Source organism: Nocardia terrae, assembly GCF_009760405.1.
Classification (GTDB): Bacteria; Actinomycetota; Actinomycetes; order Mycobacteriales; family Mycobacteriaceae; genus Nocardia; species Nocardia terrae.
Genome location: NZ_WRPP01000005.1, coordinates 79,354 through 102,477 on the forward strand (window position 1 = coordinate 79,354; position 23,124 = coordinate 102,477).

Below are 23,124 nucleotides of genomic sequence, written 5' to 3' on the forward strand. Positions count from 1 at the left end.
ATGGCCGAGACCACCAGCACCACGCGACCCGATTGGGTCGACGACACTCTGTTTCCGTTCGAGAGCCGTTTCGTCGAAATCGATGGGCACACCGTGCATTACGTCGACGAAGGATCAGGTCCGACACTGCTGTTCCTGCACGGCAATCCGACCTGGTCGTTCTTGTGGCGCGACGCGATCAGCGCGCTGCGTGGCGAGTTCCGCTGTGTCGCAGTCGATTACCCGGGCTTCGGGCTGTCGACACCGAAGCGTGGTTACCGTTTCCTGCCCGAGGAGCACGCGCAGGTGGTGGCCGGGTTCGTCGATGCCCTCGGTCTGCACCAGGTCACATTGGTCGGCCAGGACTGGGGTGGTCTGATCGGCCTAGCGGTCGCGCAGGGGCGGCCGGGGGTCTTCGAGCGGCTGGTGCTGGCCAATACGTGGGCGTGGCCGGTCAACGGCGTCCTGCACTTCGAAGCGTTCGCACGCGCCCTCGGCAATCCGGTGAGCCGCCTGCTGGTGCGCCAACTCAACCTGCTGGTCAACGCGTTCATCCCCACCGGTCACCGTCGCCGCAAGCCGACCGAGGCCGAAATGACCCACTACCGTCGGGCGCTGGACACTCCCGCACGCCGTCAGGCCAGTGCGATGCTGCCCGGCGCGGTACTCGCCAGCCGCGACTTCTTCGCCGAGATCGAGGCCCGCCTGCCCGATGTCGCGCAGTTGCCGACGTTGATCGTGTGGGGTGACGCCGATATCGCCTTCCGTCCCCAGGAGCGGCAACGACTGGAAGCGACCTTCACCAACCACACGACCGTGATCGTCGAAGGCGCCGGCACCTACGTCGAATCCGACGCGCCCGAGGAGTTCGTCACCGCAATCCGCGACTGGGTCAAGGCATAGGACTCAGCCCGGGCGGGTTGGTCAGTCGAGCAGAAATTTCAGGCGGTCGTCGGCTTGTCCGGCCGCGACCTCGAGGATCTCGGCCGTTACGACGTCGGCCGCGACGAACGGGTCCTGCGCGACGCGCCGCTCGAGGTCTTCCGGGGAGGTGTTGCGGGCCAGAACCGCGCCGCCGACACCAGGTTTGATACTGCCGACCAGCAAGAACACCCCGTCGTCGAAGCCTTGCTGGATCCACCGCTGGTGGGCTGCCATGTGCTGGGGCGCGTCGGACTTGCGGTCAGAGAACTTCAGCAGAACGACGAACATGGTTCTCTCGCTTCTATTTTCGTGAGTCGTCGAGGAAGATGTCGAGCCAGCCGTGCAGGCGCTGCACCTCTCGGCGCAGGAACCGCTCGTCATGGAAGGCATTGGCCAGGGTGGCCACACCCTGACTGGCGGCCAGCACATGCATGGCCAGCTCGTCGGCGTCATCGCGATGCCCGAGCCGGCCGAACTGCTCGGCGAGCCATTCCCGGAACAGGACAAACAGCCCGCTGGCGGCATCGAGTGCGGTGAGGTCGAATTTGGCCAGCTCCCTGGTCAAAGTGCCGACCGGGCACCCGTAGTCCTGGATATCGGCGCGGTTGACCAGCAGGATGTCGACGAACTTGCGAATACGACCGGCCGGTCAAGTGTCTGCGATTCCCACTGGGCCAGCATGGTGCGGGTCTCTTCGAGGCGGGTCGCGATGACCGCGTCGAGCAGGTCGTCCTTGGCTTTGAAGTGGTGATAGAAGTTTCCGCGCGACAGCTGCACAACCTCGGCGATCGACGCAAACGAGGTCTGCTCGAACCCCCGGTGATAGAACAACTCATCCGCCGCTCGGTCGCCGCACCGAGCGATGGCAGCGGAAGGACCACGGCGGCCCGCTGATCAAATCTTGGTAGCCGCACGACAGGCTGATCACGATGCTGCAGCACGTTCGAGCTGGTGGTCCCCAACCGGGATCGATCAATTCCGGAGGTCACGGCGGTTGAAGCGGTATGTCCCACCGACCACGAGAGCCATTGAGACGGCGGCGAGTATCGCCAGGTCGGCCCACTGGAAGCCGTTGCGCAACGGCTCGCCGCCGATGTAGTAGTGAAACGGCGACAGGTAGGCGGCCCACCCGAGACCGAGTTGCGCGGCGAAGGTGTGGGTTCCGTAGGCGGCGACGCCGACGACCGCTGTGAGGGCGAAGACCGCGCCCCTGCGCCCGGCCACCGCGCCGATTCCCGTTGCGAGGGCGCCGAAGATGATCGTCAGCAGCGCCACCTGGGCACATTGGGCGGCGAACCGGGCCGGAGTGACGGCGGTCAGGTCCGCGCCGCCGCGCACGGCGAGCATGGCCAGCCAGAGGATCGCGCTGACGCCGGTCGCCGCGAGTACCAGGGCGGCGAAACGCTGTGCGATCAGCGATGTTCGGGTGAGCGGATGGGCCAGGAGCAGGTCCAGGGTTCCGGTTTCCTCGTCGGCGGCGGTGACGCGCGCGCCGAGTGCCGCGCCGAAGAACATTGTCAGCAGTGGCACGATCAGTCCGAATACGGTGGACCCGAGATATCCGGGCGCGGAGGTGATGTCGTTCATCCGCAATGCTTCACGCAGGCTTTCGGGCAGGTTCTGGGTTTGTGCGGCGCCGTTTTTGGCGATCTGGGGGTAGAACCCGGCGTAGGCGGTGGCCGCGGCGGTGATGCCGAGGGTCCATCCAAGGAGGCTGCGGCGGCTGTCGCGGAGGGTTTTGATGATCACCTCCGCCTGGATGGCCTTGTCGGCTGCGGTGTTCGGCATGGTGGCGGTGACGGTCGTCATGGCTTGGTTTTCCTTGGGTAACAAGAGGTTTCGGCGGATTACGCGGCGTCGCGCGGGGCGGCGTCGGCGTATTGGGTGTGGAAGATCTCGTCGAGGTGGGGATCGGTGGTGTGCAGCGAGGTGACGGTGTGTTGGGCGGCGATTTTGAGGACCGCGTCCGGGGTGCCGGTGAGTCGGGCGCGCAGGATCGTGCCGGTGTCGTCGAGCGTGGGTTCGGTCAGACCGGCCAGACCGCGGAACTGATCGAGGGAAACTGGTGCGGCGAAGCCGATCTCGATGCGTCGGACGGCCGCGGCGCGCAGATCGGCGACGGTGTCGAGGGCGACCAGACGCCCGTCGCGCAAGATGGCGATGCGGTCGGCGACGGCTTCCACCTCGTCCATGATGTGGCTGGACATGAACACTGTCTGCCCGTTGCGGGCGGCCTCGGTGACGAGGTCGAGGAAGGTCTGCTGCAGCAGCGGATCCAGCCCGGAGGTGGGTTCGTCGAGGATGAGCAGTTCGGGTGTGTGCATGAACGCCTGTACCAGGCCGACCTTCTGCCGGTTGCCTTTGGACAGGTTCTTGATCGTGGCGGTCTGGTCCAGGCCGAGCCGGTCGGCGAGTTCGTCGATGCGCGACACGGGGACGCCGCCGCTGAGCCGGGCGAGGAATCGCAGGCACTCGCGCACGCTCTGCCGGCCGTCGACCACGAAATCACCGGCCAGGTAACCGATCCGGCGGCGCAGTTCCCGGCCGTCGTGGCGCGGGTCGAGCCCGAGCACTCGGACGCTGCCGCCGGTGGGGCGGATGAGGTCGAGCAGCACCCGGATGGTGGTCGACTTGCCCGCGCCATTGGGGCCGAGGTAACCGAACACTTCCCCCTGACGGACGTCGAGAGTCAGGCCGGTCAGGCCCCGACGGGTGCCGTAGGTCTTGGTGAGATCGCGGATTTCTATGGCATTGAGCACGTCTCACAATCTAACGAACTTTCAGAGATTTGTGAAGATTCAAAATTTCCGGAGCTATCTGTACTGTGTGGCTGTGGATTCCAAGCAGCGACTTCGAGACGCGGCCGAACGGCTGGCGCTGACCCTGGCCCAGGGCGGGATGCAGAAGACGACCGCGCGGGTGATGACGGCCTTGCTCTACACCGAGCAGGACACAATGACCGCCGCCGACCTGTGCGAGCAACTGTCGGTGAGCACCGGCGCGGTGTCGACCGCGATCAAGCAGCTCACCCAGTCGGCGATGGTGGAACGGGTGCCCGCCCCCGGCAGTCGCCGCGAGCACTATCGATTCCCCAAAGGCGTGTGGGCTGATCTGTTCTCGCAGCAGAACGTCATGCTCAAGGTGATGCGCGAAGCCGCCCAGAACGGCCTCGACATCACCGGCGACGACGGCCCGACCGCGGCGAGATTGCATGAGATGCAAGACTTCTACGCCTACATGGAGCGTGCGCTGCCACCACTCATCGACGGCTGGCGCGAGGAATACCGCCCCTGAAGCACCCCCTCGGCAGCAGGCGCGGCTGCCGTGGCGTCTCCCGCGTTTGCGGAATCCTGTTTGCACAGTGGTTGATTCATGCGGCATCTTTACGGCGGTGGCGGCGGTGAGTCTGGTCGACGGCGCGATCCGAGGGTAGGTGCGGCCGGCGGCGGGAGGGTGCGAGCGGTGTCGGTCGCGCTTCGGGATGATCGCGGTGAGGGCCTGGGCTACCTCAGCATGGCGTTGGGTTGGGATCCGGCGCGGCGCAGATGGTTCGGCGGTCCTCGTGCCGAGATCGATTTGAACGCGGCGGCTTTGCTGTTCGCCGGTGAGCGGCTCGTCGACGTGGTCTATCACGAGCAGCTGGCCTCCGCCGATGGTTCGGTGCGCCACCATGGCGACAGCCTGACCGGGGAAGGCAAGGGCGACAACGAGATCATCACCATCGACCTGACTCGCCTGCCGGGCGGGATCACCTGCGTGCTGTTTCTCGTCACCTCCTATACCGGCCAGCAGCTCGCGCAGGTCGACAACGCCTTCTGCCGCCTCGTGGACGCCGCCACCGGAACCGAACTCGTCCGCTACGACCTCAGCGAGTCGATCTCCTCCGGCCTTGTCATGGGTGTCGTGTTCCCGACCGGTGAGGGCTGGTGCTTCGAGGAGATCGTCGAGGGCATCGACGCCCGTCACCCGCTCGACGCATTGCCCGCACTCAGCCGCCATTTGCGCTGACGCCGCGCACCGAACAGCCGGGTGGCATCGTCAACAGCATGTATTGCTCGACTGATGCCACAATCTTGGCGTGAATCCCTTGCGCCGTCTCAGCCGTGTGGTGCTGGCGTTCGCGTTGGTGGTGCTGGCGGGCACCGTCGGCTACGTAATGCTGGGCTTCGGCGTCCTCGACGCGCTTTACCAGACGGTCACGACGATCACCACAGTCGGTTTCCGTGAGGTCCATCCGCTGTCGGCGACAGGCCAGGTGTTCACCATGGTGCTGATCCTGGTCGGCGCCGGCACCGTCTTCTACCTGTTCGGGGTCCTGTTGGAGGCCCTCATCGAAGGCCATCTTCGGCACCATTTGGAGCGGAGGCGAATGAACCGCCGGATAGAACAGATGCGTGGGCACGTCATCGTGTGCGGCTGGGGGCGTGTGGGCCGTTCGACCGCGCAATACCTGCACGGCCTCGGCAAGACGATCGTGGTGATCGACCGCGACCCGGAACGGCTGCGCGACATCGAATTTCCGAACATCCTCGGCGACGTCACCGACGACAGCGTGCTCGAAGCCGCCGGTATCGAGCACGCGCAGGCGCTGATCGCGGCCTTGGACGGCGATGCCGACAACGTCTACGTGACGCTGTCGGCCCGGGCGCTGCGCGCCGATCTGGTGATCATCGCGCGGGCGCGCACCGAAGGCTCGAAGTCGAAACTGCTTCGCGCGGGGGCCAACCGGGCCGTCAACCCGCAATTGATCGGCGGTCGGCGGATGGCGGCGTTCGCGTTGCAGCCCAATGTCGCGGAATTCCTCGACGTGGTCATGCACGAGGACACCCTCGAATACCGGATCGAGGAGATCCGGCTCGGACCGGGGTCACCACTGATCGGCCGCTCCCTGTCCGACATCGCCCTACGCCCCGCCACCGGCGCACTGATACTCGCCATTCGAACCCAGACCGGACAGTTCGTCGCCAACCCCACCGACGACACCCAGCTCCACGCCACAATGATCCTCATCGTGCTCGGCACCCCGACCCAACTCGACGCGGTACGCACTCTGGCCACCGGCTGAAAGCAGGTGCCGAGCGGTGGCCCTACCCGAATGCGTAGTAACGCAGCCACAGGTAGGGGGCGGCGACCGCGACGGTGACCGCGGTGACTACTGCGCCCTTGCGGGTGAATTCCCAGAAGGAGATGGGGTTCTCGGCACGGCGGGCGATGCCGAGCATGACGACGTTGGCGCTGGCGCCGATGGCGGTGAGGTTGCCGCCGAAGTCGGCGCCCAATGCCAGCGCCCACCACAGTGCCTGAGTGTTGTTGTGATGGTCCATGCCGGCGGCGAGGTCGGCTACCAGCGGGCTCATGGTGGCGACGTAGGGGATGTTGTCGATGACTCCGGACAGCAGCGCCGAGACACCGAGGATGAGCAGGGTGGCCACCAGGGCGTTGCCACCGATGGCGTGGGTCGCGAGGACGGCGAGGTGTTCGATGACACCGGTTTTCACCAGTGCGCCGATCATGATGAACAGCCCGGCGAAGAACAGCAGCGTCTCCCACTCCACCGCGCCGAGGTAATCGGTTTGGGGCAGTCCGGCAGTCAGGACGAGCACGCCCGCGCCGAGCAGTGCGACCAGCGACGGCTCGATGTGGATGACGGAGTGGCCGATGAATCCGGCGAATACCGCGGCCAGCACGAGCCCGCATTTGATCAGCAGTGCGCGGTCGCGGATGGCTTCGCGCTCATCGAGTTCCATGATGTCGGCGATGCGTGCCGGGTCGACGGTGAACGAGCCGCGGAACAGTCGGGGCAGCAGCAGGGTGAACACCGCGAGCTCGATCGCGACGATCGGGGTCACGTTGAGCAGGAAGTCGTTGAACGACAAGCCCGCTCGGCTGCCGATGATGATGTTGGGCGGATCGCCGATCAACGTGGCCGCGCCGCCGATATTGGACGCGAGCACCTCGGCGATCAGGAACGGCGTCGGGGAGATCTCGAGGCGTTCGCAGACCAGCAGGGTCACCGGGGCGATGAGCAGCACGGTGGTGACGTTGTCGAGGAACGCCGAGGCGATCGCGGTGATCAGCACCAGCAGGATCATGATGCGCAGCGCGGATCCCTTGGCGCGCTTGGCCGCCCAGATCGCGGTGTACTCGAAGACCCCGGTGTGGCGGAGGATACCGACGATGATCATCATCCCGAACAGCAGGAAGATGACGTCCCAATCGACGCCGGTCTCACGCGAATAGAACACGTCCTCCGACCCGAGTACGCCCAGTGCCAGCACAATCGCCGCGCCGCCGAGCGCGGCCTTGGTCTTGTGGACCCGTTCGGAGGCGATGAGTGCGTAGGCGACGGCGAAGATCGCGACGGCTATCACTGCCACTGCGACCACCCGTTGCGAGCGGTGCCTGCGGCGAGGGTCTGTGGGGGCCTCGTCAGCAGTCGGACAGTGTCGCGGCCAATAGCCGTGACGCGGTGATGATTCCGATCAGGTGCTCGTCCTTCATGACCGCGATGAGCGGACTGCGCAGGCGTGCCATGAGCGTGGCGACCTCCACGACGGTGTCGTCGGCCGCCACCGCGGGCACGTTGCTCAGTCTCTCCGGAATGACGTCGCGGACCTTCTTGCCGCGCAGTTTGTGCGAGACCCGGTCGCACATGGACTCGGTCAGCACACCCGCGAGTGCTGGATCGTCGAGCACATAGGTGGGGACGATGAACCGCACCACCTGCGAGGCGGGCAGCACGGCCACCGCAGTGCCCGAAGCGTTGGTCACGACAAGGCCCGGTAGGCGGTGTTCGGCCAGCAATCGAGCGGCATCGAGAGCATCGGTATCGAGGCTGACCGCCGGGTAGTCCTCGGCCAGTTGAGCAGCTTGCACTCCCGCAGGATACGTCGCCACCGGTGGCGTTTGTCCCGGGGGAATCCGCCGAGTTGAACAGGGTGGCCGTCACGCAGAACTCCATGGTCGAACGACACGACCCGAGGCTTCGGGCCGTGTTTCGCCGACCAGACTTCCCGGCACACCAACCCTGAAGATGCCGTAAAGGATGTCTATTGATCAAGTTGGGAACGGCGGGTTCGCGTACTGTGCGACGCCGCTGAGGAACTCAGCGTCGGGTGGTGGGCTCGGTTCGGCAGCGGGGAACGACCACCGCACGCGTGAAGATCACCGCGAGGACGATCGAGGTGATCAGTATCGCGACGCCCAGGACCGTGGTCATGGGGCCGTGCCCGGCGCACCGGTCCACAGCGAAGGAGCCGAGCAGACACAGCATCCAGACGAGGGCGATCAACGGTGTCGTCACCAGCAGCACCGGGGCAGAGCGAACCTCTAGACTGCACGAATGCCGAAGGCTGGATTCGAACTCGCGTTGTTGGCGGGTTTGGTGTTGATAGTGGTAGCCCTCGTCGCCGATCGGCTGGGTCTGGCGCTGGGATTGCTGGCCGTCTGGACTGTTGCCGCCGTGATCGTCGATCTGCGCCGTCACCCCCGTCCGGCCGGGCGCGGCTATTTCGCGGACTTGGCCATCCGACTCGAGAGCGGCACGCGAATCGACCTTTGAGCACCTCCGACCGAGCCGCCCGATCCAGACGCCGTACCGCAGATCCGTGCGGGTGATAGTCCTCGGGCGTGGGCGGCTGATGCGCCCACGAAACCAGGATCTGCTGCCATCATGGCGATATGGGAACCATCCCGTTCGACGCCCAGGAACGCGAAGCACTGTGTGATCTGTTCGAGGAGCTCGGGGCCGATGCGCCCACACTGTTGGAGGGTTGGACGGCCCGGGATCTCGCCGCCCACTTGGTCCTGCGCGAACGCGATATCCTGGCGGGCCCCTGCATGGTACTACCGGGACCATTCGCGCGATTCGCCGACAGACGCCGAGCGAATCTGGTGGCGCACAACGAGTTCGGGTGGCTTGTCGACCGACTCCGGTCGGGCCCGCCCGCTGGATTCTTCCGCCTCGGATGGGTGCGGTCGTTTCCGAGTCTCAACGAGTTCTTCGTGCACCATGAGGATCTGCGCCGCGCCAACGGCCTCGGCCCCCGACACGAGATGCCGCCCGCGCTGCAGGATGCGTTGTGGCGCAACGTTCGTCGTGGTGGCCGTTTTCTGAGCCGACGACTCCGCGGAGTCCGACTCGATCTCGAGCGCGCCGGCACCGGCGAACGCGTGACGGTTCGACGGGGCGAACCCGCGGTCCGGCTCCGGGGCGCGCCCGGTGAACTGCTGTTGTATCTGTTCGGGCGGCAGGACGCCGCCGAGGTCGAGGCCCTCGGGCCGGCACCAGCCGTGGACACGGTCGGACGTACCCGATTCGGCATGTAGCCGACCTTGTAACGCGGAATTGACTGCAGTGCAGGGAGATTCGACGGCAGTGAATCAGCAGTCCGCCTCCGGAGGTGCCGGCTTCCTGAACCATCCTCGGCCCAGGCGGGTACGCAGCCGGTAGGGCGTGGGTGATGCCACGGGGCGCGGGGTGGCGGTGCAGCCGAACAGTTTCGCTACCTCGGCGATGGTGTCGGGTTCGGCGAGCACCAGGATCTCGTCGCCGGCGCGCAGGAGAGTATCGGCGGTGACGGTGACCAGCCGCCCTTGGCGGATGAGCACGCTCACCCACAGGTCCTCCGACGGCAGCTCGGCGATGCTGGTGCCGTCGGCGGGCGCACCGGAACCGATGGTGAACCGGTGCAGGCTGTTCGGTTCCTCCTCGAAGCGGGCGTTCATCCCCCACGGGCGCGGGTTGACCGTCTCCAGCGGGATGCCCAAGCGTCGCGCCAGCGCAGGCACCGCGCCGCCCTGCACGATGACCGAGAACGCGACCACCACGAAGATGATGTCGTAGGCGCGTTGCGCGTCGGCGACCCCGGCTTGAACGATGAACACGCCCAGCAGAATCGGCACCGCGCCCTTGAGCCCGGTCCAGCTGACGAACAGCCGTTCACCACGGTTGAGGTCGGTGCGCCACAACAGGATCACGACCGCCAGCGGGCGAATCAGGAGGGCCAGCAGCGCGGCCAGACCCAGCCCGATGCCGAGGGCGTTGCCTTCGGTGATGCCGCCCGGTCCGGTGATCTGGATGGTCAATCCGAGCATGACGAAGGCGACGATCTCGGCGAGATTGGCCAGCGCCGAATGGAATCGCTCGATCTCGATCTTGTAGGGGGCGCGTTGATCTCCGACCACGACGCCCGCGACGAGCACTGCCAGGAATCCGGATCCGTGTGCGAGGGTGGTCACCGCGTAGATGGCGAACACGCACATGAGTACGCGTAGCGAGTAGAGACCGGCCGCGGGCAGCAGCACGCTGCGCATGAACCACAGCAGGCTCGTGCCACCGAGCACGCCGATCACCGCGCCGATGAGCAGCTGGGTGGTGAATTCCCAAGCGACCGAACCCGCTGCGCCGACCGTGAAGTGGGACGTACCGAGCAGCACCACCATCAGCGCGATGCCGACCGGGTCGTTGGCACCGGATTCCCCCTGCAACAGGACCCCGCTGCGCCCGCCGATCTGCCGGCGGCCCAGCACGGAGAACACCACCGCCGGATCCGTCGGCGACAGGGCGGTACCCAGCAGCAGCGCGATGCGCCAGTCGAGACCGAACAGCAGGTGCGCTCCCACTGCGAGCGCTACCGCGGTGAGCAGAGTGCCGGTCGCACCCAGCCACACGATGGCTCCGGCGTTGGCGCGGACCCTGCGCCAGCCCAGCTGCATACCGCCGTCGAACAGGATCACCACCAGCGCGATAGTGACCACCCGCTCCACCTGCAGAGTGGGAACCTGTGCGAGGGGCTGCCAGATATCGGAAGCGACCGCGGCACCGATCAGGAACAACGCCGGAGCCGGGATCGGGAATCGTTCCACGAAGCGGTGCGACAGCACGGCGGTCAATCCGACCGCGGCAATGATCACCAACGTGGTCGCGAACGGCACCACGTCGTTCATCGGAGCCGACCGAGGTCTCGCAGCGCCACCGAGTTGCTCCTTCTGGTTCCAGCGATCGGACATACGTCGCCGACCAGACTTCCCGGCACACCCGTACCAACCTTAACGGTCGCCGATCGCGCGGCGACAGCCAATTCCCGACGGGCAGGGTAGGTCTCGAACCGTTCGGTTAGGGGACGTGCTCGGCATCGGCGACATGGATGAGCATGTCGACCGGATCCATCGTGACCAGTCCGCTGGTGACGATCTCATCGATCTGCGGCAGGAACCGCCGGACGGCGTCCTCGGCGTCGACGATGATCACAGCCACCGGCAGATCCTTCGACGGGGCGAAGAAACGACGACTGTGGATGCGATAGGTCGTGCCGTAGCCTTCCATGCCCCGGAACACCGACGCCCCCGCCAGTCCGGCCGCGTGGGCGCGGCGCACGATCTCCCGCCACACCGGCTCCCGATTCCAGGTGTCCCCGTCACCGACCACGATCGACAACCGCAACGCCTTACCCGCAACACGCATCGCGCTCACCTCTCCCATACGCCTCGAGCACCCGCAGCTGCGCCGGTAACACTCCACTGCGATGCCGTGACCTCGATCCAACTCCCCCGCCCCCGATCGCTTCAAGAGATCACGGCCCCGATCCTCGCGGCCATACGCCTTCTTTACAGACCCTCGAACATCCCGCAGTTGCACAGGCTCAGCGCCCCAACCACACCAACGACCAATACTGCTCGCGCCACTGCCGAGCGTGATGCAGCTGGACCCACCCCTGGAGAAACGCCAGACCAATCCACACCGCCAACCAGATCGTCGCTATGACCCCGCTCCCGCCACCGATGCCCTGACTGACGTTGCCGCTCGGCCGAACACCTGGCTCGGGGATCGTCGAGGCCACACGTTCACGAACCGGGAACGACAACGACTATCTCGGGACCCCGGACCATGGTTGGAAATTGTCGAAATCGGGTAGTGGCGAGATGGTTTCACCGTTGGCGGGCAGCTCGGTCTTCCAGTCCGAGCCTTCCCATTTCTCGGTGACCCGCACTGAACTCAACGCGCCCGCCGCCGTCTGGAGCGCGAGGTCCGCGACGGCTCGGTCGCCGGTATAGGACAGCATCCGGAATCCAGCGAAGTAGGGCAGGTCGGCCGCGGAGTCGAAGCCGGTCGAAATCCGCTGCGTCGGCGGCTGATCGGCGGGCGCGACGACGGCCATCCGGCGGGCGGCGGCGAGCCACGCCGAATCGTTCAGGCCGGCCAGTCGCGCTTGGTGTTGCATCATGGCGATCACCACGCCCTCGGCCGTATGGCTGAAGCCGGTCGCGGCGTCGTCTTGGATCCGCGTCGGCCCCCACCTATCGGCAGTCGGCAGCCGAGTTCCGTGCCACGGATGCCATGTGATCCAACGCGACATCGCAAACGAGAGTGGGAAGTCCGCACTGGAACGCGCCGGATCCAGTGACACCGCAACGGCGTGAGCCCCCTGGTCGGCCGAGGCGGGCATCGAACATGCCGTGCCTCCGACCATGAGCGCGATAGCCCAGACGGCACACCACAATCGCCGTAACGGAAGCGTTCCGGACCGAGAGCTTGCCGTCACCGTGGCTCCTCCCGAGCTCGGCATCCGCGGGAATGGCCCGAGTAGGCCAGCCCGAGATCTAACTGTGGCATACAGCAACTATTGCACAGTAACCGTGTTTGTTAGATTTGTATATACGCCTCAGGGGTGCGCCGACGGCACATGACGACCGCACCAAGGGCTCGGGGCGCGTCCGTAGGAGCTTTCTTTCGAGGAGCTGAGCCCCATGGCGTTCGACATCTTGGCCTTCACATTGGCCGCGCTGAACCTGACCGCTGTCGTCATCATGTTGACCATCGGCATGACCGACATTCCCAGTTGGCCCATCTCGGCGCGCTGCCGGCAGTGCACACGTTGGACTTTCGATACGCGGCGCGGGCCCGCACCGACCTGCTTCCGGTGTCGGCTACGCCCACCGCCGACGCAGAAGACGGCCTAGGGGCCGACATCGATAGCACCGCCGACTGCCCGCCGCCCGACACGGCGGGCCCGGAACTGCGCGAATCAGAGTTGATAGCTGTCGATGTCCAGGTCGCCGTGCGGTTCGCCGCCCGCGGCGGTGAACGCGGTCAGCGCGCGCACGAGGCCGGAGCGATCCTTCTCCGGCATCTGCTCCACCACGGCCGCGATCTCGCGCCGCCGGTGGGCGGTCACCTGATCGACCACACGATGACCGAGCGTCGTCAACTCGATGATCAGCTCACGACGGGAGTCGGGATTCGGTTTGCGATTCACCAAACCGGCCGCGACAAGACGGTCGACCATGCGGGCCGCCGTGGAGGGTTGGACGTTCAACGCGTTCGACAGCGTGACGACCTTCGACGGCCCACGCGTGGACAGGATCACCAGGGTGCGGAACTGCGCAATGGTGATGGACTCGTCGACCAGCGCGATCGACCGCGCCGAGAGAGCGACCAGCAGACGAGAAGCAGCCAGCAGCGCATCGGTGATCTCGTCGGCAGACTCACCGACCAACACTTCTTTCGCCATCGCGACCACCTCCGCAAACTGTGCATTCACCTACCCCCTCTATCCTGCCGTGTCCGCCCCGATTCCGCGTAACCGCATCGCGGATCGCCCGACAAATTCAACTCGGGCACACAGAAACTGTTGCATAATGCTTTGGTCAGGTAGGGTCTCCGACTCGTGGGAGTGCGTGCAGCGTTCGAAGCTCGAATGGACGTGTGCCGGTGGGGATTTGCCACCGCCGTCGGCGTGGTCGCGGGGTACGCGTCAGTGTTGCTGGCGAATCCGCGCCACTTCTATACCGATGACACCGAATCCCAGTACGGCCCGATGTGGGTCATGCTGGGACGGCACATGCACCAGGGCCGGTTCCCGGCCCTGGTGCCATGGGAGTGGATGTCGGGCAACTACTCCATGGAAGAGGCCGGGCTCTACAACCCGCCACAGATGCTGGTCGACTGGTTCGCACCGGAATTCGACAATCTCGCGCTGTACGTGACGATCGTGAAGCTGATCTTCTCGATCATCGCCGCGCTCGGCGTCTTCCGGGTCTGCCTGGCCTACGGGTCCCGGCCACCGTGGGCGACGGTGGCCGCCGTGGCCTTTCCGCTCTCGGGCTGGTTCCTGTTCTTCGACGAGGCCAGCTGGGCGACCTCGCTCACCGGCACCGCGTGGATGCTGCACGCCTGGGCCTCGGCGATCCGATACACACGAAGCGATTCCGAGTCCCGACCCTGGACGCGCGGGCCGATTCCGGTGTTCGTGTTCCTGTATCTGGCGATCTCGGTCCAGTACGTCTTCCCCGCGGTCGAAGCCGCGCTGATGATCGCCGCGGTCGCCGTCGGCGAAGTGGTCTACCAGCGGGCGTGGCGGCCGTCGCTGCGGCTGCTGGCCGTGGCGGCGTGCGCGGGCCTCGCCGGTTTGGAGACCTACCTACCGGGCATGCTGTCCTCGCCGGTGACCTGGCGCGGCAACGAGCGAATCCTCAACGAGGACTTCCTCAATGTCGGCTGGTCGGAATCGCTGAACGCGAGCCTGCCCAGCACCGTCCCCGCCTTCACCGGCTGGTGGGGCTACGTGCAGCCGCTACCGATGGTCTACATCGCCTGGTTCCTGATCCCGCTGCTGGCCTTCATCGACTGGTCGGCCATGCGGCGGGCATGGCGTGAGCACACCGGGCTGGCGATCTTCGTGCTCGGATTCCTGATGTGGACGGCCGGGCCCGGCCGGATCGGTCCGCTGCGCTGGCCGGCGCGCGTCCTGCCGATGCTCGCGGTCGGTCTGCTGGTCCTGGTGTGCGTGGCGTTGTCCCGATACGGGAGTTTCTCCGATTGGCGACGCCGCGGCACCGCCGCCGCCGTGCTGATCGGGCTGCTGTTCGTCCGGTCCTTCTGCGCCGCACCGCATCTGGTGGTCCGGCATCTGGTCGCCACCGCGGCGGTCGCGGCGCTCACCGCCGCGCTGGTGTGGCTGGCCCGCACCCGTGGCATCACCGCGGCGTGCGCGCTCGCGATCGTGGCCATGTTCCCCATCGCCTACGACCAGGTCCGCGTGCAATCGCCGACGCCGATGTCCTATCACTTCCCCGAGAAGCGTTCGGACATGCAGGCGGCCTTCCCGCATTTCGACGGTGTCACACTACAACTCGCCGACCGCGCGCTGGTCCCGCCCGCCGACCAGAGCCTCGCCGGCGCGTGGGGTTCGCTGGCGTTCGGCAATTACGCCAAGAACATGCACCTGAACTATGTGAACGCCTACACCCCGATCGGGTACCGGACGTTCAGCAAACTGCTGTGCATGGGCTGGGACGGCAGCACCTGCCCGGCCGCGTTCGGCGCGGCCTTCTCGACCGAACCCACCACCGGCCGCACCTACGTCGACCTGATGAAGGTGGATCGCGTGGTGCTGCAACGCGCCCAGTACCCGGACGCGGGCGACCAACCCGCCCCGCCCGGCTGGAAATGGGTCGACTACCCCGGACACGACCGCTACATCTGGGTTCTCGAGCGCGAGGACGGGCCGATCTCGACCCGCGACGGATTCATCGCCGACACCCGGGGCGTCACCACCAGCCCCCTCGACCGCGACAGCGTGACCAGCCACATTCACGTCACCTCGGCAGACGGCGGCCAGATCGTGTTCGCCCGCCTGGCCTGGCCCGGCTACCGGGTCACCCTCGACGGGCACGACATCGGCTTCCACACCATCGACGGAACCTTCGTCGCCGTCAACATTCCGGCGGGGACCGACAACGGTGAACTCATCGTGTCCTGGCGACCACCGGGCTGGAAGATCGGAATCGGCACCGCCCTACTCGGGCTGATCGGCCTGGGATGGCTGCAATGGATACACCGCCGCAGGTCCGGTGGCACAAACTCCGACTCGGACCCGGAACAATTCGAGCCGGTCACCGAGCCGTTGGCCCCCGCACTCGTCTGATTGTCCAAACCTCGCGGGCGTTACACCGACCAGTCTGTTTACACCCCCAGTTATCGAGCAGAGCGCAACTATTGCATACTGCAATCATGTTGGCGCTCGACGGAGCCAGGCAGAATCGGCTCCGAATCTCCCTCGGCTCACGCAAATCCTTCTCCGGCTGGTTGCGGGAGAGTTCGTCCGGAATCCTGGTGCTGGCGGTCGCCGTCGGCGCCGCGACCGGGATCGCAGCGGTGGCGTTCCGGTATCTGATCACCGGGGCCACCCGGCTGTTCACCGGCTATGACGACTATTCCGGGCTCGGCCGGATCGCCTCGGCCCACTGGCCCGCCCTCGGCTTCTGGTTCCTACTGCTCGCTCCGGTCGTGGCCGGTGCGATCTACGGGCCGATCATCCACCGCTTCGCACCCGAAGCGCGCGGACACGGCGTGCCCGAGGTGATGTTCGCGGTGTCCGAACGCGGCGGGCGCATCGCACCCAAGGTGGTCGTGCTCAAGGCGCTGGCCTCGGCACTGTGCATCGGCGGCGGCGGCTCGGTGGGCCGCGAAGGACCAATCGTGCAGATCGGGTCGGCCACGGGATCGACCATCGCGCAACTGCTCCGGCTCGATACCCCGCGGGTCCGTCTCCTGGTCGCCTGCGGCGCGGCGGGCGGCATCGCGGCCACCTTCAACGCCCCATTGGCCGGGCCGTTCTTCGCCATGGAACTCATCCTGCGCAACTTCGCCGCCGAATCCTTCGGCGCGGTGGTGCTTTCCAGCGTCACCGCCAGCGTGGTCGGGCGAGCCATCATGGGCGACAAGGCATTTCTGACGCTGCCGGTCTTCGCGGTCCACAATCCGGTCGAGTACCCGCTGTATCTGCTGCTCGGCCTCGTGGTCGGAATCGTGGGCGTGTGCTTCTCCAAGGTGCTGTACCTCATCGAGGACCTCTGCGACTGGGCCTGGCGCGGACCCGAATGGGCGCGCCCCGCCGTCGGCGGCCTATTGCTCGGCGGTTTGCTGATCGCGCTGCCGCAGATGTACGGTGTCGGCTACCCCGTGCTCGAGAACGCCGTCGAAGGCAAGTACCTGCTGGGAATGCTGGCGTTGCTGCTGATCGGGAAGATGGTGGCCACCAGCCTCACCATCGGCATCGGCGGCTCAGGTGGCGTGTTCGCGCCCACCCTGTTCATCGGCGCGATGGCCGGTACGGCGTTCGGCGAGATCGTGCACCACATCCTGCCCGCCGCAACGGAATCCCCAGGCGCGTACGGTCTGGTCGGCATGGCCGCCGCCCTCGGCGGCTCGACTCGAGCCCCCATCACCGCGGTGATCATCCTGTTCGAGCTCACCGGCGAATACAGCATCATCTTGCCCCTCATGGCTGCCGTCGCGGTGGCGACCGGAGTCTCGCGCTTGGTGTCGTCCGACACCATCTACACCCGCAAACTACTGCGCCGCGGTATCGACATCGAACGACCACGCCACCCGTTCTCCTCGGTGACAGCCGCAGAGCTCGCCCAGCCGATCCCCGAAACACTGTGGCACAGCGCAGATCTCACATCGGCGGCCAAACTGCTCGAAAGGAGCCCCGGCGGGATTCTTCCGGCTGTCGACGATCAGGGTCGCTATAGGGGCTGCGTCTCCGCGCGTGACGTCGCCGAATCTCTCGATGCGCCCGAGTCACCGATCACGGTGGCCCCGCTGATCAGAATGCTGCCACCGGTTACGGCTGATACCGGCTTTCACGACGTGGTCACCGCTCTCGCGGGTCATGGCGGCACCGGGCTTCCGGTGGTCGACTCGGATCACACGGCGGTGATCGGCTGGGTGAATTACGAAGGGCTGCTGTCAGTCCTGCATCCTGAGCAGGAGCGGCAACCACCCGCCTGACCGGCTCGCCGACCAGTGTCGAGGTCTCGAACCTCGACCGTTCAGTACTCGAGAAGTGCTGCCGCCGATTCCTCACTGCCACCTTCGGCCGGCTTAGATCACGGCCCGGCCAGAGGTTTCGGCTCTGCGGCGCGCCGATGCCCACCGGACGGCAGGTGTCGTTGCATTTCTCGTCACTGGCCCTCACCGGCCGCTTCGTGCTGACCTCCCGGAAGCGCCCGGCCGGGCTGACCGGCCGCCAAAGCCGTAGGGATGGAGGGCTTCCGGGGAGGACTGAGGTGGCTGTTGAGCCAGCCGAATGCCTTTGGATACATCGCTCGCCAGGTTCCCCAGTTGTGTCCACCATCATCGGCGACCATCATCGGCGCGACCTGTGTGGGAGCCTTGGCGGCGGCCGTGAGGGCCTGCGCGTTGGCGACGGTGCTGAAGGGGTCGCGTCGACTCGTCGCCACCAGTAGGGAGACTGGAGCACCGGTGCCCGCCAAGCGAATCGGATCGTTCAGGCGGCGCAGCGTGCGACTGGGCACCACGTCCGGATCTCCGTGGAAGTCATCGGGACTGAAGCCGAGACCAGTGGAGAATGCCCCTGGGTATTGCAGCGGCAGTGAGATCGCGCAGTAGCCGCCGGTCGAATCCCCTGCCATCGCCCAGCCGGAGGGCTGGGCGAGCGCCCGGAAATGGGTGATCACGAGATTGCGGACGTCCTGCGTCAGCCAGGTCGCGGTCTGCGGGCCACGGGGGATGTTGGCGCAATCGGTGTTGCCACCGGGGTCGACGCGCGGCATGACCAGGATCGCCGGTGCCAGTTCGCCTTTGCCCATCATGTCGGCCAGCTCGGTGGTCGCGTGGCCGCCTTTGATCCAGGCCCTGGGCGTGCCCGGAACACCGTGCAGCAGCATGATCACCGGGAAGCGGTAGCCGCGGTATTCGGGCTGGTCGTACTGCGGTGGAGTCCAGACCAATACTTTTCCGCGCAGATGCGATCGCGGACCGCGATAGTCGGTCCCCACGACGTGATCGCCGAGGTCCTGGAAATCGGCAGTGTCGGAACCCGGTCCCGCCGGGATGTCGCTCGCGGACTGCTCGCCGAGCAGATCGTTCCAGGAACTATAGAGAGCGAAGTCATTGTTGACCCAGAGCCCGAGCACCGCGACGGCGGTGGCCTGACACAGGCCGATCATGAACAACCTGGTCAGCCAGCGCACGAACCGTGGTCCCCGCACCGCATTCCAGGCCGCCAGGGTCGTGATGACCGCGATGACCGCCGCGGCGATCATGGCATAGAACAGGTAGTCGCTGGTCAGGCTCATCGGATCAATGCGCGAAAGATCTTGCCTGCGATCGGATTCGGCTGAGGTACGGCGGCAGCGCTGGTATCGGAGATCGTTGTCGAGGGCACGGGGCGTCGTGCGGAGGCGTCACGCGTCACGACTCCGGAGGCTACCGGATAGAATCCTGATGCAATAGTTGTCATATGCACTTCTCAGGGTGAGCACCCACCGGGAACCGCACACTCCGGATCAGCCCGGTATCCAATTCCGGGTATCCGCTCCAACTCGTCCACGGGTTCTCCAGCGTCAGGAGGCAACCGGATCGAGTATATGAGCAGTAGACAACTGTTGCATACTGCCATTTTTATTGATAGTTTGGGCATACGCCCAAGGCAATCTCCCAAGGTAGGAGGTCCGGTGTGGCCACCGCAGCCGAGCAAGGTCGAGAGACACGCGCACGCCTGATGACGGCCGCGGTGGAACTCCTCGCCGAGCACGGATGGGGCGAGGTGACGACTCGATCCGTGGCCGACCGCGCGGGTGTGCGTCCGGGGGTGGTGCACTACCACTTCCCTTCGGTGACCGACCTTTTGATCGATGCCTCGGCACAAGCGGCGCGGCACGAGTACGAATCGGTGATGACCGGCGTCCTGGCCCTGCGCGGACCGGATGCGATGCGCGAGATGCTGGCCGCGATCGCCTCCTACAGCAGCGCGGATCCGATCACGATCGCGATGACGGAGATGATGCTCGCCGCGACCCGTCACGAGCGGTTGCGGGTCGAGCTGGGCCGGCTGGTCGCCGATGCCCGGGCGGTGCTGGCGCAGTGGTTTCGCGCCGATGGTTCGGTGCCCGATCCCGAGGCGACGGCCACGGTGGTGGCGGCGCTGCTGGACGGGCTGATTCTGCATCGGCTGATCGATCCGGGCCTGGGGTCGGTGGATGTGACGGGGCCGCTGCTGCGCGCGGCGGGATTGGCCGAAAGCCGAACGAGCGAGGGGGTATCCGATGAGCGGGCAGGTTGAAGCGAACCGAGCAGGTGACGGCCGTCGACGTGGCGGGATCACGCTGCGCGGGGTGAGCAAGACCTACGGTGCGGGTGAGGCCGCGGTGCAGGCTTTGGCCGATGTCGATCTCGACATCCGGCCGGGGGAACTGGTGGCCGTCCTCGGTGCCAGCGGCTCGGGAAAGACCACCCTGCTCAACGTGATCGGCGGGATCGAGACCGCCGACAGCGGCTCGATCATGGTTGCGGGGCAGGATATTTCGGGGCGCGATCCGGCCGGACTCGGCGAGTTCCGGCGCGACCATGTGGGTTTCGTCTTCCAATTCTTCAACCTGATCCCGACCTTGACCGCGCGCGAGAACGTCGAGGTGATCGTCGAGCTGACCGGACGTGGTGACCGCCGCCAGGTTCCGAAGTTGCTGGCCGCGGTCGACTTGGCCGATCGCGCCGACCACTTTCCGGCCCAGCTGTCGGGCGGCCAGCAGCAGCGGGTCTCGATCGCGCGGGCGCTGGCCACCGATCCGGACCTGCTGCTGGCCGATGAGCCCACCGGCGCGCTGGACGTGGCCACCGGCCAAGGCGTGCTCGACCTGCTGCAGCAGACCAGCCGCGCCGGGCGCGGGGTGGTCATGGTCACCCATAACGAGGTCGCCGCGGGCATCGCGGATCGGGTGATCCGCATGCGGGACGGCCGCGTCACTGCCAACGAGGTGAACGCGAATCCCGTTGCCGCCACGTCCATTCGGTGGTGAGGGCGATGTTCATGGCCTCACGCCGGGTACTCGCCCTCAAGATCCTGCGCGATCTGCGGCGGCGGGCGACCCAGGTGGCCGCCATCGCGGCCACGGTGCTGCTGGGCGTGCTGCTGTTCGTCGCCAGCTACGACTCCTTCCGCAACCTCGACACCTCCTACCACCACACCTACTCCCGCCTGCACTTCGCCGACTTCACCGCCGCGGGAGGCGATCCCGTACACATCGCGGACGCGGTGCGCGATACGCCAGGAGTAGCCCGGGTGTCGGTGCGCACCCAGGCCGATGTGCCGATGTCGATCGGCGGCACGAAGCTGCTGGGCCGCGTCGTCGGAATAACCGGACCCGACGGCGTGAACGAGATCAGTGTGGCCACAGGTCGATTGCCGGACGCCGCGCATCCCGACCAGGTGATGGTCGAGCATCACGCCGCGCAGACCTTCGGCCTGCCCCCGGGCAGCACGCTGCAGGTCTTCGACGGCACGACCTGGCATAGGCTCTCAGCCTCGGGCGTGGCGTGGTCGCCGGAATATCTGTGGCCCGCCCGCAGCCGCCAGGAGGTGCTCGGCGATCCGCACGGCTTCGCCGTCGTTTTCGCGCCCCAGGAACAGGTGAGGCGGCTGACCGGGAATGCGGGTGCCGACCAGGTACTCGTCGAAATGGACTCCACGGCAACGCAATCCGAGCGCGATCAGGTCATGCGACTGTTGCGGACCGCTGGCGCGGTCGATGTGCAGACGCAGGCCGAACAGCCGTCCAACGCCGCCTTGCACGAGGATCTCAGCGGATTCTCCGAACTCGCGGTCGCCTTCCCCGCCCTGTTCCTCATCGGGGCGGCGATCGCGGAGTACGTGCTCATCACCAGGCTCGTGCTGGCCGAACGACCGATCATCGGCACGATGCTGGCCATGGGGGCGCGCCGCCGCACCGTCATCGGCCACTACGTCGGGTACGGGGTCGGAATGGTGCTGGCGGGCACCGTGTTCGGGGTAGTCGGCGGATACTTCGCGACCTCGGCGGTGACCGCGGCCTACACCAGAGCCGTCAGCATTCCCGACACCGTGATCGACCATCGATGGTCGACCGCCCTGATCGCCGCTGCGCTCGGATTGCTCACCGGCGCGATCGCGGGTCTCGTCCCGGCGGTGGCCGCGGCCCGCGTCGCGCCCGCCGCCGCTATGCGAGGCGACGGGCTGCGACCGGATCGGGCCGGGCGATGGTCGCGGCTCACCGCCCGCTGGTACGGGCTCCCGGTCGTCGCGCGAATGACGTTGCGCTCGTTGGCCCGTGGCCGTCGCCGCACAATCGCCACCATGACCGGCACCGTCCTGGCCCTGGTGCTGATCCTGGCATCGGTGGGCATGCTCACCAGCATGCGCTCGGCGCTGCACATCCAATTCGATCGGGTCGACCGCGAGGACGCCACGGTCATCACCTCGGCACCGACCAACGAACTCGCCACCCAGCTGCGGTCCATCTCCGGAGTCACCGACGTCGAGCCGGCCGCCCTCACCCCGGTGACGCTGGCCGCCGGCGGGCGCTCCTACCCCACCACGCTGACCGGGCTGATGCCCGACACCACCATGCACGGTTTCCTCACCCCGGACGGGAGCACGACGCGGCTGCCCGACACCGGCATCCTCGTCGGAGCCGCAGCAGCCAGCAAACTAGATGTCTCCGTTGGCGATACGGTCACGGTCACACCGGCGCTCGGGGCCCCGAGGAACGAACAGATCCGAGGACTGCTCGACGAGCCGCTGGGCACCTTCGCCTACGCCACACGGACGACCGCGACCGATATCGGAGGTGCCGGACTACACGGCTACCTGCTGCGATTCACTGGCACGGCCGATCGGAATACGCTGCGCGCCACGGTGACCGGCCTGCCCGGCGTGCTCGCCTACAGCGATACTCGCGCCATCCAAGACCAGATGAACCAGTTCCTCGGCCTGTTCTGGGCCTTCATCGCCGCGATGCTGATCTTCGGCACACTGCTCGCCTTCACCGTCATCTACGTGACCATGACGGTCAGCCTCGCAGAACGCACCACCGAACTGGCCACCCTCCGTGCCGCGGGCGTTCCCGTCCGCAGGCTCACCGCCTCGCTCGCCGCCGAGAACCTCACCGCGACACTGCTGGCGGTCCCGCTCGGTCTGGCCGCTGGATACCTCGCGGCCTGGGCCCTGCTGCGCTCGTTCGCCAGTGACATGTTCACCCTCGGACTGTCGCTCGGCCTGGCAGCGCCCGTCCTCGCGGCCCTCGCGGTCATCGCCGCCGCGGCCCTGTCCCAGCTTCCAGCGGCCCGCCTGGTGAGACGCATCGACATCGCCCACGTCGTCCGCGAACGCGCCCAATGACAACCAGAAACGCTCCCGGACAACCAGAACCACTCCC

25 protein-coding genes are annotated in these 23,124 nt (G+C 66.6%); 12 read left to right on the plus strand and 13 right to left on the minus strand.

Going from position 1 to position 23,124, the window contains the following annotated elements; genetic code table 11:
- Positions 1-882 carry an alpha/beta fold hydrolase gene (locus GPX89_RS24385; protein ID WP_157390026.1) on the plus strand — a complete coding sequence of 294 codons (882 nt, stop codon included), beginning with the start codon at positions 1-3 and terminating at the stop codon, positions 880-882.
- A gap of 21 nt (positions 883-903) precedes the next feature.
- Here GPX89_RS24385 and GPX89_RS24390 read toward each other — a convergent pair whose 3' ends face one another.
- The 5 genes from GPX89_RS24390 to GPX89_RS24405 form a co-directional block, all read right to left on the minus strand.
- The gene (locus tag GPX89_RS24390) at positions 904-1,191 is read right to left on the minus strand and encodes a YciI family protein (protein WP_157390027.1); all 288 of its coding nucleotides are present in this window, start codon (positions 1,189-1,191) and stop codon (positions 904-906) included.
- 13 nt (positions 1,192-1,204) lie between these two features.
- Positions 1,205-1,468 carry a hypothetical protein gene (locus tag GPX89_RS43920; protein WP_198347571.1) on the minus strand — a complete coding sequence of 88 codons (264 nt, stop codon included), beginning with the start codon at positions 1,466-1,468 and terminating at the stop codon, positions 1,205-1,207.
- Positions 1,465-1,734, minus strand: coding sequence for a TetR/AcrR family transcriptional regulator (locus tag GPX89_RS43925; RefSeq protein WP_198347572.1), 270 nt, complete (start codon positions 1,732-1,734; stop codon positions 1,465-1,467). The genes GPX89_RS43920 and GPX89_RS43925 overlap by 4 nt, the downstream gene beginning before the upstream one ends.
- Positions 1,735-1,875: 141 nt before the next feature.
- On the minus strand, positions 1,876-2,712 hold the full coding sequence (locus tag GPX89_RS24400) for an ABC transporter permease subunit (protein ID WP_157390028.1): 837 nt from the start codon (positions 2,710-2,712) through the stop codon (positions 1,876-1,878).
- 38 nt (positions 2,713-2,750) lie between these two features.
- Positions 2,751-3,662, minus strand: a complete 912-nt coding sequence (locus GPX89_RS24405; protein ID WP_328602265.1) for an ABC transporter ATP-binding protein — start codon at positions 3,660-3,662, stop codon at positions 2,751-2,753.
- A gap of 73 nt (positions 3,663-3,735) precedes the next feature.
- Here GPX89_RS24405 and GPX89_RS24410 point away from each other — a divergent pair, with 73 nt between their 5' ends.
- From GPX89_RS24410 to GPX89_RS24420, 3 genes are all read left to right on the plus strand, one after another.
- Entirely contained in the window at positions 3,736-4,197 is a 462-nt protein-coding gene (locus GPX89_RS24410) for a GbsR/MarR family transcriptional regulator (RefSeq protein WP_328602266.1), read from the plus strand.
- 168 nt (positions 4,198-4,365) lie between these two features.
- The gene (locus GPX89_RS24415; RefSeq protein WP_328602267.1) at positions 4,366-4,911 is read left to right on the plus strand and encodes a TerD family protein; all 546 of its coding nucleotides are present in this window, start codon (positions 4,366-4,368) and stop codon (positions 4,909-4,911) included.
- A gap of 70 nt (positions 4,912-4,981) precedes the next feature.
- Entirely contained in the window at positions 4,982-5,968 is a 987-nt protein-coding gene (locus GPX89_RS24420) for a potassium channel family protein (protein ID WP_328602268.1), read from the plus strand.
- Positions 5,969-5,990: 22 nt separating this feature from the next.
- On the opposite strand, the gene GPX89_RS24425 is transcribed toward GPX89_RS24420, so the two are convergent.
- From GPX89_RS24425 to GPX89_RS24435, 3 genes are all read right to left on the minus strand, one after another.
- The gene (locus GPX89_RS24425) at positions 5,991-7,280 is read right to left on the minus strand and encodes an ArsB/NhaD family transporter (protein ID WP_328602269.1); all 1,290 of its coding nucleotides are present in this window, start codon (positions 7,278-7,280) and stop codon (positions 5,991-5,993) included.
- Between the two features lie 52 nt (positions 7,281-7,332).
- The gene (locus GPX89_RS24430) at positions 7,333-7,779 is read right to left on the minus strand and encodes a CBS domain-containing protein (RefSeq protein WP_328602270.1); all 447 of its coding nucleotides are present in this window, start codon (positions 7,777-7,779) and stop codon (positions 7,333-7,335) included.
- A gap of 229 nt (positions 7,780-8,008) precedes the next feature.
- Entirely contained in the window at positions 8,009-8,206 is a 198-nt protein-coding gene (locus tag GPX89_RS24435; protein WP_157390031.1) for a hypothetical protein, read from the minus strand.
- 39 nt (positions 8,207-8,245) lie between these two features.
- Here GPX89_RS24435 and GPX89_RS24440 point away from each other — a divergent pair, with 39 nt between their 5' ends.
- Positions 8,246-8,464, plus strand: a complete 219-nt coding sequence (locus GPX89_RS24440) for a hypothetical protein (protein ID WP_157390032.1) — start codon at positions 8,246-8,248, stop codon at positions 8,462-8,464.
- A 119-nt stretch (positions 8,465-8,583) separates the two neighbouring features.
- Complete coding sequence (locus tag GPX89_RS24445; protein WP_157390033.1) at positions 8,584-9,231, plus strand: TIGR03085 family metal-binding protein; 648 nt, start codon at positions 8,584-8,586, stop codon at positions 9,229-9,231.
- A gap of 54 nt (positions 9,232-9,285) precedes the next feature.
- Here the strand turns inward: GPX89_RS24445 and GPX89_RS24450 are convergent, their stop codons facing one another.
- From GPX89_RS24450 to GPX89_RS24460, 3 genes are all read right to left on the minus strand, one after another.
- Positions 9,286-10,851, minus strand: a complete 1,566-nt coding sequence (locus tag GPX89_RS24450; protein WP_157390034.1) for a cation:proton antiporter domain-containing protein — start codon at positions 10,849-10,851, stop codon at positions 9,286-9,288.
- Positions 10,852-11,020: 169 nt separating this feature from the next.
- Entirely contained in the window at positions 11,021-11,368 is a 348-nt protein-coding gene (locus GPX89_RS24455) for a DUF190 domain-containing protein (RefSeq protein ID WP_157390035.1), read from the minus strand.
- Between the two features lie 403 nt (positions 11,369-11,771).
- On the minus strand, positions 11,772-12,260 hold the full coding sequence (locus GPX89_RS24460; RefSeq protein WP_157390036.1) for a hypothetical protein: 489 nt from the start codon (positions 12,258-12,260) through the stop codon (positions 11,772-11,774).
- Positions 12,261-12,651: 391 nt separating this feature from the next.
- Here GPX89_RS24460 and GPX89_RS24465 point away from each other — a divergent pair, with 391 nt between their 5' ends.
- Positions 12,652-12,864: a hypothetical protein gene (locus GPX89_RS24465; protein ID WP_157390037.1), complete on the plus strand. Its 213-nt coding sequence runs from the start codon at positions 12,652-12,654 to the stop codon at positions 12,862-12,864.
- Positions 12,865-12,929: 65 nt separating this feature from the next.
- On the opposite strand, the gene GPX89_RS24470 is transcribed toward GPX89_RS24465, so the two are convergent.
- Positions 12,930-13,415, minus strand: a complete 486-nt coding sequence (locus GPX89_RS24470) for a MarR family winged helix-turn-helix transcriptional regulator (RefSeq protein WP_157390038.1) — start codon at positions 13,413-13,415, stop codon at positions 12,930-12,932.
- Between the two features lie 186 nt (positions 13,416-13,601).
- Here GPX89_RS24470 and GPX89_RS24475 point away from each other — a divergent pair, with 186 nt between their 5' ends.
- Together GPX89_RS24475 and GPX89_RS24480 are read left to right on the plus strand one after the other, a co-directional pair.
- Positions 13,602-15,830, plus strand: a complete 2,229-nt coding sequence (locus GPX89_RS24475; RefSeq protein ID WP_157390586.1) for a glycosyltransferase family protein — start codon at positions 13,602-13,604, stop codon at positions 15,828-15,830.
- A gap of 86 nt (positions 15,831-15,916) precedes the next feature.
- Entirely contained in the window at positions 15,917-17,701 is a 1,785-nt protein-coding gene (locus tag GPX89_RS24480; RefSeq protein ID WP_157390039.1) for a chloride channel protein, read from the plus strand.
- A 173-nt stretch (positions 17,702-17,874) separates the two neighbouring features.
- On the opposite strand, the gene GPX89_RS24485 is transcribed toward GPX89_RS24480, so the two are convergent.
- Positions 17,875-19,011 (minus strand): alpha/beta hydrolase, encoded by a 1,137-nt coding sequence (locus GPX89_RS24485; RefSeq protein ID WP_157390040.1) that lies wholly within the window; start codon positions 19,009-19,011, stop codon positions 17,875-17,877.
- A gap of 380 nt (positions 19,012-19,391) precedes the next feature.
- Between GPX89_RS24485 and GPX89_RS24490 the strand changes: the two genes are divergently transcribed.
- From GPX89_RS24490 to GPX89_RS24500, 3 genes are read left to right on the plus strand one after another with little or no spacing between them, the layout of a single operon-like run.
- Positions 19,392-19,997, plus strand: coding sequence for a TetR/AcrR family transcriptional regulator (locus tag GPX89_RS24490; RefSeq protein WP_328602271.1), 606 nt, complete (start codon positions 19,392-19,394; stop codon positions 19,995-19,997).
- Entirely contained in the window at positions 19,981-20,730 is a 750-nt protein-coding gene (locus GPX89_RS24495) for an ABC transporter ATP-binding protein (protein WP_157390041.1), read from the plus strand. Before GPX89_RS24490 ends, GPX89_RS24495 begins: the two co-directional genes overlap by 17 nt.
- Before the next feature lie 5 nt (positions 20,731-20,735).
- On the plus strand, positions 20,736-23,087 hold the full coding sequence (locus GPX89_RS24500) for an ABC transporter permease (RefSeq protein ID WP_157390042.1): 2,352 nt from the start codon (positions 20,736-20,738) through the stop codon (positions 23,085-23,087).
- Positions 23,088-23,124 lie beyond the last annotated feature (37 nt).

What these genes read in the sequence shown, in the direction of transcription:
- GPX89_RS24385 (WP_157390026.1), top strand. Translation starts at nt 1, where the DNA reads ATGGCCGAGACCACCAGCACCACGCGACCCGATTGGGTCGACGACACT.
- GPX89_RS24390 (WP_157390027.1), bottom strand. Translation starts at nt 1,191, where the DNA reads ATGTTCGTCGTTCTGCTGAAGTTCTCTGACCGCAAGTCCGACGCGCCC.
- GPX89_RS24400 (WP_157390028.1), bottom strand. Translation starts at nt 2,712, where the DNA reads ATGACGACCGTCACCGCCACCATGCCGAACACCGCAGCCGACAAGGCC.
- GPX89_RS24440 (WP_157390032.1), top strand. Translation starts at nt 8,246, where the DNA reads ATGCCGAAGGCTGGATTCGAACTCGCGTTGTTGGCGGGTTTGGTGTTG.
- GPX89_RS24445 (WP_157390033.1), top strand. Translation starts at nt 8,584, where the DNA reads ATGGGAACCATCCCGTTCGACGCCCAGGAACGCGAAGCACTGTGTGAT.
- GPX89_RS24450 (WP_157390034.1), bottom strand. Translation starts at nt 10,851, where the DNA reads ATGAACGACGTGGTGCCGTTCGCGACCACGTTGGTGATCATTGCCGCG.
- GPX89_RS24455 (WP_157390035.1), bottom strand. Translation starts at nt 11,368, where the DNA reads ATGCGTGTTGCGGGTAAGGCGTTGCGGTTGTCGATCGTGGTCGGTGAC.
- GPX89_RS24460 (WP_157390036.1), bottom strand. Translation starts at nt 12,260, where the DNA reads ATGTCGCGTTGGATCACATGGCATCCGTGGCACGGAACTCGGCTGCCG.
- GPX89_RS24465 (WP_157390037.1), top strand. Translation starts at nt 12,652, where the DNA reads ATGGCGTTCGACATCTTGGCCTTCACATTGGCCGCGCTGAACCTGACC.
- GPX89_RS24470 (WP_157390038.1), bottom strand. Translation starts at nt 13,415, where the DNA reads ATGGCGAAAGAAGTGTTGGTCGGTGAGTCTGCCGACGAGATCACCGAT.
- GPX89_RS24475 (WP_157390586.1), top strand. Translation starts at nt 13,602, where the DNA reads ATGGACGTGTGCCGGTGGGGATTTGCCACCGCCGTCGGCGTGGTCGCG.
- GPX89_RS24480 (WP_157390039.1), top strand. Translation starts at nt 15,917, where the DNA reads ATGTTGGCGCTCGACGGAGCCAGGCAGAATCGGCTCCGAATCTCCCTC.
- GPX89_RS24485 (WP_157390040.1), bottom strand. Translation starts at nt 19,011, where the DNA reads ATGAGCCTGACCAGCGACTACCTGTTCTATGCCATGATCGCCGCGGCG.
- GPX89_RS24495 (WP_157390041.1), top strand. Translation starts at nt 19,981, where the DNA reads ATGAGCGGGCAGGTTGAAGCGAACCGAGCAGGTGACGGCCGTCGACGT.
- GPX89_RS24500 (WP_157390042.1), top strand. Translation starts at nt 20,736, where the DNA reads ATGTTCATGGCCTCACGCCGGGTACTCGCCCTCAAGATCCTGCGCGAT.